Source organism: Mucilaginibacter ginsenosidivorax (genome assembly GCF_007971525.1).
Lineage (GTDB): Bacteria > Bacteroidota > Bacteroidia > Sphingobacteriales > Sphingobacteriaceae > Mucilaginibacter > Mucilaginibacter ginsenosidivorax.
On record NZ_CP042437.1, the window covers coordinates 3,083,176 to 3,096,278 of the forward strand.

At 41.0% G+C, this 13,103-nt stretch carries 11 protein-coding genes; 6 read left to right on the forward strand and 5 right to left on the reverse strand.

Going from position 1 to position 13,103, the window contains the following annotated elements:
- Positions 1–101 precede the first annotated feature (101 nt).
- The 3 genes from FSB76_RS12810 to FSB76_RS12820 all read left to right on the forward strand — a co-directional run bounded on the left by FSB76_RS12810 (position 102) and on the right by FSB76_RS12820 (position 2,504).
- On the forward strand, positions 102–1,064 hold the full coding sequence (locus FSB76_RS12810; RefSeq protein WP_147053951.1) for a S66 peptidase family protein: 963 nt from the start codon (positions 102–104) through the stop codon (positions 1,062–1,064).
- Positions 1,065–1,130: 66 nt separating this feature from the next.
- Positions 1,131–1,538: a DoxX family protein gene (locus tag FSB76_RS12815; protein ID WP_147053952.1), complete on the forward strand. Its 408-nt coding sequence runs from the start codon at positions 1,131–1,133 to the stop codon at positions 1,536–1,538.
- Between the two features lie 78 nt (positions 1,539–1,616).
- Positions 1,617–2,504 (forward strand): hypothetical protein, encoded by an 888-nt coding sequence (locus tag FSB76_RS12820; protein WP_147053953.1) that lies wholly within the window; start codon positions 1,617–1,619, stop codon positions 2,502–2,504.
- 65 nt (positions 2,505–2,569) lie between these two features.
- Here the strand turns inward: FSB76_RS12820 and FSB76_RS12825 are convergent, their stop codons facing one another.
- The 5 genes from FSB76_RS12825 to FSB76_RS12845 form a co-directional block, all read right to left on the reverse strand.
- The gene (locus FSB76_RS12825; RefSeq protein ID WP_147053954.1) at positions 2,570–3,274 is read right to left on the reverse strand and encodes a hypothetical protein; all 705 of its coding nucleotides are present in this window, start codon (positions 3,272–3,274) and stop codon (positions 2,570–2,572) included.
- 96 nt (positions 3,275–3,370) lie between these two features.
- Positions 3,371–4,354 carry a carboxypeptidase-like regulatory domain-containing protein gene (locus FSB76_RS12830; RefSeq protein ID WP_147053955.1) on the reverse strand — a complete coding sequence of 328 codons (984 nt, stop codon included), beginning with the start codon at positions 4,352–4,354 and terminating at the stop codon, positions 3,371–3,373.
- A 323-nt stretch (positions 4,355–4,677) separates the two neighbouring features.
- A complete protein-coding gene (locus FSB76_RS12835) occupies positions 4,678–5,598 on the reverse strand; it encodes a DUF1735 domain-containing protein (RefSeq protein ID WP_147053956.1) in 921 nt (306 codons plus the stop codon).
- A 42-nt stretch (positions 5,599–5,640) separates the two neighbouring features.
- Positions 5,641–7,212, reverse strand: coding sequence for a SusD/RagB family nutrient-binding outer membrane lipoprotein (locus FSB76_RS12840; RefSeq protein ID WP_147053957.1), 1,572 nt, complete (start codon positions 7,210–7,212; stop codon positions 5,641–5,643).
- Positions 7,213–7,232: 20 nt separating this feature from the next.
- Positions 7,233–10,448, reverse strand: a complete 3,216-nt coding sequence (locus tag FSB76_RS12845; RefSeq protein ID WP_147053958.1) for a SusC/RagA family TonB-linked outer membrane protein — start codon at positions 10,446–10,448, stop codon at positions 7,233–7,235.
- A 183-nt stretch (positions 10,449–10,631) separates the two neighbouring features.
- Between FSB76_RS12845 and FSB76_RS12850 the strand changes: the two genes are divergently transcribed.
- Genes FSB76_RS12850 through FSB76_RS12860 form a run of 3 tightly spaced genes read left to right on the forward strand, consistent with a single transcriptional unit; the run spans position 10,632 to position 12,905 of the window.
- Positions 10,632–10,964 carry a PadR family transcriptional regulator gene (locus FSB76_RS12850; RefSeq protein ID WP_090639171.1) on the forward strand — a complete coding sequence of 111 codons (333 nt, stop codon included), beginning with the start codon at positions 10,632–10,634 and terminating at the stop codon, positions 10,962–10,964.
- 24 nt (positions 10,965–10,988) lie between these two features.
- Positions 10,989–12,659 (forward strand): PspC domain-containing protein, encoded by a 1,671-nt coding sequence (locus FSB76_RS12855; protein WP_147053959.1) that lies wholly within the window; start codon positions 10,989–10,991, stop codon positions 12,657–12,659.
- A gap of 24 nt (positions 12,660–12,683) precedes the next feature.
- On the forward strand, positions 12,684–12,905 hold the full coding sequence (locus tag FSB76_RS12860) for a hypothetical protein (RefSeq protein WP_147053960.1): 222 nt from the start codon (positions 12,684–12,686) through the stop codon (positions 12,903–12,905).
- Positions 12,906–13,103: the final 198 nt, after the last annotated feature.

Here is a 13,103-nt window from a genome sequence, read left to right on the forward strand (position 1 = left end):
AAATAATTTGCAAAGATAGGTTTTTAGTCGGAAAGTCGGGGGAGGAGTCGGAAAGTCCGAAAGTCCGAAAGGCGGGAAGACAGAACATTTTTAGTATATATATGGAATCACCTGCCAATCCCGGGCTTTCGCCCATCCCAACTTCCGGACTTCCCGACTTTCCAACTTCCGGACTTCCTCAGTACTTAAAAAAAGGCGATAAAATTGCCATTGTATGCCCGGCAAAAAAACTGTCCAACCCAATGACAGATGCGGTTGCGCTGTTACAATCATGGGGATTGGAAGTTATATTAGGTGAAACCGTAGCAGCATCCTACCATCAATTTGCAGGCGATGATGAATTGCGGGCGAAAGATATGCAACGTTTTATTGATGACGACAGTGTAAAAGCCATTATAGCCGCTCGCGGCGGTTATGGTACAGTTAGGATGATTGACAAAGTAGATTTTACCTATTTTGCTAAAAACCCAAAATGGCTTGTTGGCTTTAGCGATATTACGGTATTACATACACATTTGTTTGCTAATTATGGCATGCAAACCATTCACGGGCAAATGCCGGTTAACATTCCCGATGCCTCCGCACGGTCATTAAATACGCTCCGAAAGGCCCTATTCGGCGAAGAGTTGACTTACGAATTTACATCGCATACGGCTAATCGCACCGGCGATAGCAACGGCCTGCTCATCGGTGGCAATTTGTCGTTGCTTGTAGCAGTCTCGGGCTCGGTATCTGATATTAACTATACAGGCAAAGTGTTATTCATTGAGGATGTAGGCGAATATCTTTACAGTATCGACCGTATGCTGCGATGCCTTGACAGGGCAGGTAAGCTCAAAAACCTGGCGGGCCTGGTAGTTGGTGGTTTTACCGATGTGAAGGATAACGACATTCCCTTTGGCCAAACCGTGCCCGAAATTATTATGGATATTGTACAGCAATATAATTATCCGGTATGCTTTAATTTTCCGGCAGGGCATATACCCGATAACTGTAGCCTCATATTGGGCCGCAACGTAACCCTTAGTGTAGGGGAACAGCACAGCCTTTTGAAATTTATATAACGCCCGGGCATTAAAAATACAGGCTTCGGGCAAACAAAACTAAAACATCAATTTACTCATTATTACATGGCATTATTTAGCAATTTAGGCAACTACAAAAACTTTGGCCTTTTAATTATCCGCGTGGGTTTGGGCATTATGTTTATTTATCACGGCTACCCTAAGCTGATGGGAGGCGCTAAGGAATGGACCGAGCTTGGCGGGTCGATGAAATATGTTGGCATTCACTTTTTACCCATGGTGTGGGGCCTGCTTGCTGCCGTTACGGAACTACTGGGTGGGTTCCTGCTAATTATAGGCCTTGCGTTCCGCCCGGTATGTATTTTACTATTTATCAACCTGGTTATCGCAGCGTTAATGCACTTACGCACAGGCGGTGGCCTGGGCGAAGCGGCTCATGCTATTGAAGACGCCATCGTGTTTGCCGGCTTAATATTTATAGGGCCGGGTAAATATAGCGTGGATAAAAAGTAAGATTTACAATAGGTGTTTTCACCTATTGTGGGTATAAGAATATTAGCGAATATTTATGAAAATTAAATATTCACTAATATGAAAAAACACCTCCTGCTATTTGGTGCACTTGCGCTCTTTGTTAACTTAACATCCTGTAAAAAAGAAGGGAGCCCCGCAACCAATTCTAAAGTTTCCGAAAAGGAAACAAAGCTAAAAGTAAACACGCTGCCTGCTCCAACCTACGTAGACTTGGCGCTTATTGCACGTAAACCAGGTGAGAATTTTGACACTTATTACGCGTCTTTCCACGGGTCAGGAGTATACGTAATTGCGCCTTTTTCTTATGACGCCGCAAAATACCCTGGACTTGTGAACGGAGTTCCATGTTTCGGCCAATCAATGTATGCAGATAATGGGGCATCGATTGATTATCAAAATACGGGTATCGACGGAAATGTTTTCCAGGTTACACAAACGCTATTTTCGTATACAGACTACAGTTCTATCCATTCAGACATGGACAAGTACTTCAAAGCAGCAGACGCATTCCGAAAATCCGGCGCCACCGGTACCGGACCAAATATTTTTGACTATGTAAAAAACAACTACACATCTACCAATGGCAGCGTTATAATTTCTGTGGGTAAACTAATTAGGGTAACCACTGGGTCGCATTGGGCGCTTGCAGAAATTAACTATCCATTACCAGGACAAACGCCCTACACAATTCCATCCACGTTCATTAACGTACCCGATCCCAATAATGCGTCAATCCATTATTTTTTACAAGGAGACAAAGGCTTAATTACAAGCGGCAACATTGAATATCTTTCAAATGGAAGTTACACAAATGGCCCCGCAATAAGCGTATCAGGACGTTACTTCCCCGTTACAGCGGGAAGTAGCAATTATCACTCAATAGGCACGGTAATTAGAACAGATTATTCAACCTTAGCGTTTGACCAAACAGACAATACAAATTAATTAAAAAAGACCGTTTTAAATTAAAATCACAAACGGTCTTTTTTTTACAAAATACAAACTTTAACTTATTGATTCAAGTAATTGCCGAGGCCAGCTAAAAACACTTCGTTAATATCGTCGTCTTTGTGATCGGTGAAGAATGTTTTTACCTTTTCTGCATCTGCGGCAAAAGCTTGCTTAATCACTTTATTTTTTAAGCCAATTTTTTGTGGTTCCGGTGTTTTGGCATCAACTACGTAATAAGCCGGATCATCAACATACTCATCATATTTATTACCGCTTGATGATATCCCGTCGTTCTTATAATCGGCCTTGATAAACCTGGTTTTTGTAAGCTTATATATTTTATACTTACTCCCGGCTGCCAATACTTCACAATAATGTGTGGCATCAATTGCAGGCACATATTCAAAAGCCATTGCCTTATCCGCCTTGTTGTAAACAACAAAGTTTTTTACATGTTCTTTATCAACAGCAATGGCGGTTTGTTTATCCTGGCTCAATAGCAATGCGCCACCTATTTTATCATAATTAAATGTATAATTCTCGCTGTTTACGGCATTGCCTTTGGCGTCGGTAACGTAACCTTTAACCCAGGCGTCAAATAAATACCGGCTACCTTTGGTATCTTCGTTATTAACCAGGTTATAAGCCATCCCCGTACCGGAGGTTATCCCGGTTGATGAAATGCTGTTTGTACCTGTTTGCGCTTTTAAAACGCCACCTGTTATCATAAAAACAGCAAGCGTTACTATATATCTTTTTCCCATTTTTAAACCAATAAATTTTTCTCTTAAATTACAATAAAAAAGACCGTCAGGTTTTATGCTAACGGTCTTTTTTACGATATAGTCTTATCTGTCTTCTTAATTCAACGAATCGGCAAGGTTACTCAGAAAGGTATCGTTGATATCATCATCAGCATGGTCGTTAAAATAAGTTTTCACTTTATCAGCATCGGCAGCAAACACCTGTTTGATGGCCTTTGCCTTTAACGAGATCTTTTGCAAAGCCGCGGTTTTAACATTAAGTACATAATAAGTTGGCTCGTCAACATATTCGTCATAGTGGTTTCCGGTTGATGTCATACCATCGGTTTTAAAATCCGACTTTACAAATGTTGTTTTGGTAAACTTATAAACCTTGTATTTGCTGCCATCTGATAATACCTGGCTGTAATGTGTTGGATTTATCGCAGCAACCAATTGGTATGTTTCAGGCTGATCGAGTTTATTATAAATCGTAAAGCTTTTTATCTGGTCGCGGTCTACGTCAACGGCTGCACGTTTATCTTGGGTTAACAACAGGGAGCCATTAATCTTGTCGTAGTTATAGGCAAAATTATCATTTTTAACTGTGGCACCAGTTTTGTCAACTACATAACCTTTAGCCCAGCCATCGCCGATTAAATAACGGCTACCTTTGGTATCTTCTTTATGGCTTATATTAAATAAGCTTCCGCTTGCAGCAGAAACGTTAAAAAATGTCGATCCCTGGTTTTTATTTTCAAGGACAGGACTAGCTGCCGCTTTGTTAGGATCTTCCGGTGTTAATTCTTTAGCCGACGATTTGCCGTGCTTAAGCACTACCACCAGATTATCTTTAGCACTCACTTTTTCGTCTTTATAACCTTTGGCGCTTACCAGCAATGCGGTATTACCAGTTAGCGGCAGGGTAAAAAAGCCCGCCGAATCGGTATAAGTTGCTGTTTTTGTATTGGCCTCCTGCACAAGGGCCGAAACAACTGCTTGCCCATTCTCATTTTTAACTGTACCCGAAGCGGTTGTTTGTGCCATTGCAAAATGAGTAGCTGCAACACACAATAAGGTAGGTAGGATTTGTTTTTTCATTTTCAATTATAATAAGTATTAAAGTTAACTATAAATATAAACAGATTCAAAATCAAACATTTATTTATTTTTAAGTAATATCTGTATATCAAAAAATTTACACCCGTTTGTTAAATCGCTTGATAAATACAACAATGCGTTGATTGCTAATTAGATAACGCAATTATCCTTTTGTTTGATACACCTGCTTTTAATTAAATTTTATGATGATAATAGCGCCGGCCTGTTAAAACGATTGCTTATCAAGTTAAAAAAAAAATAAGAAAAATGGCCGGTTCAAATGAATGAACCGGCCATTAAATACGCTATATTTTCTTTTAAGATTACTTAGTGTACTCGTCAATAATTCCTCTTGAAGCCGTAGTGAAGAAAAATCTGAACAACTTCAATGATTGTGCGTAAGTATATACGCCATTTGGATCAAATGGGTTAGTATGGTAATCTGCCGGTAAAAAGAACGGACCGGTAGCTAATACTACACCACCAGGTGTAAATAAGTCAGCTATATCCGTTCCGTAAAATTTAATTACAAATTTCGAATAGGTTGCTGTAGCTCCGTTACCGGTTTTAACAAAGGTTACATCATAGCGTGGCGCGGTGTAATAAGAGGTTGTTACCGTAAACTCGGTAGGACTTATCGGGTTAAAAACCGAGGTACCTTTATTCACACGTTTGCTTGAAGGGGCACTTGCAGTTGTATCTGCCTGCTCCCACCTGGTGTAAAAGTGGTTGTATGTTCCTGCAAAGTCGTTACCAATAAAGTGGTAATATTTAACTGTGAAGTTACCACTTAATGCTATAGTTGAGCTAACTATCTTGATAGGTAACATATAGCTTTTTGATGGATCAAGCTGCTTTTTGTAAAAAGTTACAGGAATGTTAGCTAACCGTGAACCAGCTTTTATGGTTACAGATGTTGCCCCAATTTTGAACGAACCTGCTGGAGGTGCTTCATAAACAATTGCCGTGTTTGCAGCGTTGTAGGCTGTAAGCAAAGCATTATCTACCCCTATTGTTACTGTTACATCTTTTGTTGGCGGGTATTGGCCGGTAATGTTTACCTGCAGCGTTTTTACAATGGTATCTGCAGCATCGGTAATTGCAGCCTCGTTAAAGTAAGGTGCACCGCTGTGTACCAGCTCCGTGAAAGCGCCGATATTTGAAAAATCCACGTTTGGCTTATCCTTTAAACAAGATGTAAGCGAGACGGTAAGGACTCCTAATAGTATGATTAATTTTTTCATTTCTTTCGTTTTTTAATTGTTCTTAAATATAAGCACAGATGCTTATTTCATCCAGAATATTTTAGATGTGAATAAATCTGTACCTGTACCGCCCGACGGCACATTAGCCCCATTTAAGGTAGTTTCATTAATAGTATAAGGGAAACGATAAGGAATGTGTGTTACCGTAACACCTGGATAATGAGAAACAGGAAGGTTGCTTGGGATATTTAATCTTCTCCAGTCGCTATATGACTCTAATGGGTCAACCGAGTTCATGGCGGCCCATTTTTGTGTAATAATGGTGGTTATTTTATCTAACGAAACTGAATAGTTGGTTAAAGCATCTGGCTGGTTTGTATAGTCGGCAGCACCAGGTGCGCCAAGGAATGTAAAATCAGCCGCTACTGCCGCATTGTAAATGGCTCCGGCATCGCCCGCAAGATACCCACGCTGAACAGCTTCCGCCTGTAAAAACAGGCTTTCAAATGCAGTAATAAGTGGTGCCGATTGCGTTGGGCCCTTTTGTTTACCGGCAGATGTAAAACCTGTACCAAGAATAGCCGAGATTACAGAATTTGACTCGCCATTACCATTGGTACTGCCGTAATCCCTGCCTTTTACTTTAGCCCTGTTTGTAGCAATTGTACCATCTAATTGGGTGGTATAAGCGATGGCCTCCTGACCCGATGGTGCGTAGATTGCATTTATACGTGGATCGTTATGATCCTGGTAAAATTTAACTGCATAGCTGTTGGCACGGTAGTAGGTAGTATTTAATCCATTTTGGCCAGTTGCATTGGCAACCAAATCATAATAAAGCGGGTTTAACTGGCCGCTTGTTGCGTTAGAGTAACCTGGGTTAACAGATGCATCTACAGTTAAGAAGTCGCCGGTTGTCATGCCTGATAAAGCGGATTTAACACCCGCACTACCTAAACCATTTTCTGTTTGACGCATTAAAAGCTTAAGTTTTAATGTTTTGGCAAACTTTACCCAGTTTGGCATATTTCCACCAAATACCACATCATAGTTGCCCGGATTTAAAGCATTGCTTGGGGCAGCGTTAATAATTGTAACCGCCGAATCGCACTTGGCAACCAGGCTTTTGTAAATAGTAGCCGGATCATCATACTTGTATGAAAATGTTGCATTTGTACTAAGCGCCTGAGAATATGGCACGCTGTTGTATAAATCAACAAGTCGCTGATACATAAAGGCTTCCATAATTGTAGCCATCGCTTTGTAGTATGACTGTGTTGGATCGTTACCGGCATTTTTTAACAACAGATTGTAATTTGATAAAATAATGTAGGCACTATCAAAGTTACCTGTATAGTTACTGCTGGTTATCTGGTAAATTACGTAAGTAGTACTTGGTGTAAAACCACCGCTTTGTGTCCAGTAACCCATCCAGTTATCCAACACATCAGAGTTACCGCCATGCATTAAACTTGCGGTAGAAGCCAATGCTGCGCTTAATAAGTATTGTGACGGAGCAGAAGTTGGTGAGTTAGGGTTCACTTTGTTAACATCAAATGTTCCCTTCTGACATCCTACAATACCCGTTAACAGCAGCGCAGAGAAAAGCAAACTCAGGTTAACTTTTCGCTTAAATATTGTTTTCGTTTTCATTTTTTCTATCAATTTCTTTGTTAAAAAGTTACAGCTAATGTACCGCTGAATATTCTGGTTGGCGGAGCCTGGTTTAGGGTTGTTCTACCAACAGCGTTGCTGGTATCATCGTTAAACTCAGGATCGGTGTATTTATTGGTCTTCGGACGTAGCATGATCAGGTTACGGCCAGAAACTGCAACGTTAACGTTTTTAATAAACTTAACATCGCGTAACCAGGCTTTAGGGAAGTTATAGTTGATAGTAGCTTCGCGTAATTTCCAGGCAGCCGCGCTGGTTACATAGTTGGCATCAACACCTAAGTAGGTAGTTGGCCAAAAGTTGTAGTTACCATCTTGCGTAAGTATGTTTGTATTATCAACATAATTTCCTTGCGCATTTTTGTAAACCGAGTTCGGGAATACAAAACGCTGACGGCCGGCAAGGGTAGAAGTGATACTGTTACCAGCGTGGTCAAGCGTATTTGAAATTTGGTTGAAGATTTTGTAGCCGCCTCTATAATCAACTGTTAAATTCAACGTGAAGCCTTTGTAGCTTACCGAAGATGTAAAACCTAATATGTCGGTTGGGTTTACATTACCTAAAGCTGTTGTGGCAGATGCTCTTACCGGCAAACCGGTGTTGGCATCAACAATTACTTTACCGGATGCGGGATCCCTTGACCAGTCATATCCTTTTAATTGCGCATAGGGCAGGTCCAGGATAGCAAAGGTATTACCACCAATAGCTAATTCTTTCAGGCTCGCTGCAATACTGTTAACTTTACTTTGTTGTTTAGTGTAGTTAACGCCCAAATTCCAGGTTACCGCTTGTGATTTGATAACGGTACCGTGTAAATCTAACTCCAAACCTTTGTTTTGAGTATTAGCGGCATTCAATATAGCCGAAGTAAAGCCGGATGCACGAGAAATTTGCGCAGGCACAATACCATCTTTAGTTACCGCTTTGTAAGCCGATGCAGTTAATGTTAACCTATCCTTAAAGAAGCCTAAATCTAAACCGATCTCATTTTCAGTAACTTTTTCTGGTTTAATGTCAGGATTGGCAATAGTACCATTTAATGCGTACCCAGATATACCTGAGGCGCTGTAAGGGAAGTTAGCAGCAGCACCTACAGTAGGTATAGTTTGATAAGCACCGTAGGCAATGTATTGAGACCCGCCGGCTAACGGAGAAGCGTTACCTGTTAATGAATGGGCAAAACGTAGTTTTACAAAGTTAACGTAATCATTCTCCGCTATGCTTTTGAAAATCTCGCTTAACACAACAGTACCGTCGATACCATAGTAAGGGATATATTTATTTTTTTCAGATAACCTTGAATCTAAATCTGTACGGTATGAACCATGGATAAATGCATAGCTTTTGTAGCCGATGGTTGCTGTACCAAAGTAACCTAATTTACGGGCCTGGAATTGCGCCTGGCCTATGCCTGGTGCACCTGTGAAGTTAGATACGTTGTAAGGCAAAAAGTTCAAAGATGTTTGGCCGATATTGGTATAGGTAATTTTGTTGTCCTGATAAGCAACACCTAAAGTACCGTCGATTTTGAAATCACTTGGAAGCTTAAAGTTAAAGTTGGCCAAGAAATCTGAGCTGAACAACAAGTTGGTAAAGTTACCGGTGCCATATGAAGGAAGCAAATTGTTGGCCGAAGCTTTTGTGCCAGCTCCATCACCAGGAACCACATCAAGTTTCCCGTCGCCATTAGTGTCAGGGTAAACCATAGTATTTGCGCTTTTTGTGAAGGCGCTGTAAGTGCGGCCCGAATCTTTGTTCTCATATCTGCTGGTGGTGTTATCCAGGGCTGTACGATATGATAAGCTTAAAAACTTAGCTACTTTTAAATTTGCCTGTAAGTTAGCTTGGATGTGGTTTTCAACGTTCAGGTACCTCACTTCGTTGATGATTTGACCTGGGCTGATGTAATAGTCATTGTAATACTGATCAATACCTCCGTATTTGCTGTTAGGATCTTTCAAATCAACAATCGGAATATTAACCGGCGACTCGATCAAATCGTTGTAAACAGCACCTGTGCTGGTTTGATTGGTAGTTTTGTAAGTGTAAGCCATAGAGTACGAAGTTGAAAAAGCTCCGTATTTCCTGTCGCCACCTACACGGAATATATCACGACGGCCTTCATCTTTAGGCATGATAGATTTACTTTTCAGATCCTGGCCCGACATGAAGAAGCTGCCGTTTTCGTCGCCTGAATTAAAGCTAAAGTTATGCTGGGTGGTGATACCTGTATCGAAGAAATCTTTTTTCTGGTTTTTAACAGCAGCATAAGGAACCAATTCTGATGAACCGTCTGCCAATGGGCGACCAATAGGAACCAACTGACCATTAAACTCAGGACCGTAGCTTTGGTTTTCATATGGAAAGTAGTAGTAATTACCATTACCATCGCCAAATTTGGTAAAGTCAAACACTTCACCCTCACCACCGTTTGCACCAAAACGGGATTGGTATTCAGGGATGTAAGAAACTTTCTCAATCTGGTAGGTTGACGATACAGTTAATGCAGAAGTACCTTTTGTACCGTGTTTGGTTGTAATTACGATAACACCATTTGATGCATCTGAACCGTAAACAGCTGATGCGCTTGAGCCTTTCAGGGTGTTAATGTCCAAAATGTCCTCAGGGTTAAGTGTGCTGATATCGCTATAGAAGATAGCTCCGTCAACAACATACAAAGGCTGGTTATTACCGAGTAACGATCTGTTACCACGTAGTGTAACACGTGTAGGGGCAAACAAACCATTGTTGGTAGTGGTAACCTGCAAACCAGATACTTTACCTGTTAAACCGTTAACAACACTGATTGGTTTTGCCTGGGTAATTTCTTTACCAGAAACTTTAGCAGTAGAGTAACCTACCGAAATGGCTTGCCTTTGGATACCCAGTGCAGTAACTACAACCTCATTCAACTGGCTGTTTGCACTTGCAAGCACAACATCAATTGTGTTTTTTGTGCCAACTGCCACATCCTGGGCATTGTAACCAATAAATGAGAAGGTAAGTACAGCGCCCGGAGACACGCTAAGAGAGAATTTACCGGAAGCATTGGTTTGGGTTCCGCTCGAGGTTCCCTTTACCTTTACTGATACCCCCGGAATCGGAAGGCCATCGCCTTTGTCCGTAACCGTACCCGTTACTGTACGGTTTTGCGCATAAACCTGTGTTAGGCATAACAACAGAAAGCACAAACTTGCTAGTAGAAGTTTTTTCATTTTGTTAATAATAAGATCAGTTAATAGTTAATTAATGTTAAAAGTAATGTTACGTTGTCAAAAAGTCAAGTAAAATCTTTAAAAAGATGACTTTTTTTTAAAAAAAGCATCTTTTATAACAAATATTAATAATTTTAGTACTATGTATTGCATAATACAATCTTAAACATATATCTTTGTATTATGATCGTCGAAAACACACAAACCCAAATGAGGAAGGGCATACTGGAGTACTGCATCCTATCCATCATAGCCAAGGGCGAAACATATGCTTCAGATATAATTGCTGAGCTAAAGAAAGCCCAACTGCTTGTAGTTGAGGGTACTCTGTACCCATTATTAACCCGTTTAAAGAACAATGGACTACTCACCTACAACTGGGTCGAGTCGATTTCAGGGCCGCCGCGAAAGTATTACGTTCTATCAGACGAGGGCCGGAACGTGCTGGAACAGCTGGATAAAACCTGGCAGGAATTAGTTTATGCTGTGCAAACGGCTATTGGAGACAGAAAATAAAAAAACCTGAAATTATTACCCATCATGAACAAAACTATCATCATCAATATAAATGGCATCGTTTTTCACATCGAAGAGGATGCTTATGACGTACTTAAACTTTACATGACAGATGTAAAACGTCATTTTTCTACCTCGGCCGACAGCCTGGAGATAACAACCGACATTGAAAACCGCATTGCCGAGATGTTTAACGAAATTTTAGCAAGCCAAAGCAAACAGGTTATTGTGGAGCAGGACGTAAAGCTTGTAATTGAGCAAATGGGCTCGGTTGAGGATTTTGAATCGGCCGAAAGCGATGCAAAAGCGCCCGGAAATAATTCTTACGCTTATAATACCGAGCGTCGCCGGCTTTTTCGCGATCCGGACGATCACCTTGTGAGTGGTGTTGCAGCGGGCATTGCCAATTACTTTGATATTCCGGCTGTTTGGATCAGGCTGGCCTTTGTAATTTTCCTATGTGTGGCAGGCAGCGGTTTCTTTTTATACGTTATATTGTGGATGGTGATCCCGAAAGCCGTTAGCCGTGCCGACAGGATGGCGATGAAAGGGGAGAAGCAAGACCTGAAAGGTTTTAAAAAGAGCTTCGAGGAAGAGCTGAGCTCGGTTAAAGAAAACCTGCACAACTTTCAGCACGAGGCCAGGCCTTTTGTTTACAAGACCCGCGATTTTATAGGCGATTTTTTTGATCACCTTGGTGTATTTTTACGGGGTGCCGGCGGTTTGCTTGGTAAAATAATAGCAGGCGGTATATTATTAGGCTGCTTTGGGCTTGCTATTGCGCTTATTGTGGTGGTTATTATGTTTTTAGCGTTCGGTAAAACCGATATCTACCATATATTTCCATTTAACATAGTTAACCATAATACCAACCTTGTATTTATAGCAGGTGGCTTTTTATTACTGGCTATCCCTTTAACCGCCATCATTCTACTCATTATTGGCTTCTTATTCCGCAATGCTTCATTCAACAGGTCGGTTGGCACCACCTTATTGTGTGTATGGCTGGCCGCGCTTGGTGCGGTAGTATATTATGGCGTAAGAGCATCTGTTGATTTTAGGGAAGGCGCAAGGCTAAACACCACCATCAATCTTAAAGCCCCGGCAAACAATACCTATTACCTGCAGCTTAACGATGCCAAATACCTGAGCAACGAGGATAGCACCCGTTTACGCATAAAAGAGCGCTTTAACGGCATGGTTATTTTAGACGACGACTTTAACGGCAACGATGAGATGGACGGCCCGAACCGCGTAAGCATCGATATCGAAAAAAGCGATGTACAACAACCGGTATTAGTAGAATCATTTACCGCACGCGGCCGCGATTATGAGGATGCACTTACCAATACAAAAAACATAACCTACCGTTTTATACAAAAAGATTCGGTACTGAAATTTGACCGACACCTGGAAAGGACCGCCGGTACATTATGGCGCGGTCAAAATTTACACCTTACTTTAAAAGTGCCATTAAATTCAAAATTAATTATAGATACCAGGCTGGATGTTAACATAGGCTTTAACCCCTATGATTGTCAGCAAAGCAATAAACCAGCTAACCCGCTTGGCGCAAAATTTATCATGAAAGAAAACGGCATTGAGTGCGATATCCCACCAGTACCACAGGCAACTATCGACAGCCTGAGGAGGCAGGAGGTAGCCGATAGCCTAAAAAATGCAAATCAGCAATAAACCCACATCGTTATATAATATATAATGCGATCAGTTATAAAATACATAAGCCTGCTATTATTTAGCGGGCTTATTGTTCCTTTTTATTACGTTACGTTTACCCAGAGCCCACCCATTGCTGTTAAACTAACTCCCTTAATTTCAGCACAAACCCAACCCAACGCAGGCAAACCCATAGGCCAGGCCATTATGCTGGATATTGCCCAAAATTTATTCCCTGTGTTAAAAAGTTTAATTTCTCTGTAACCAATGCACCCTATTGTGCATCTTATACCAAAAGACACAATAATTACAGATCAGGCACCGGCGAAGACGCTTATCGCCCATCAGCCTTAAACTGACATACACTATGAATAAAAAAGCTTATATCAAATAACTACTAAACACACTTAAGGCTACCGCCAAAACAGCTAAAAACTTATTTACTAAATTTTAAAAGGAACC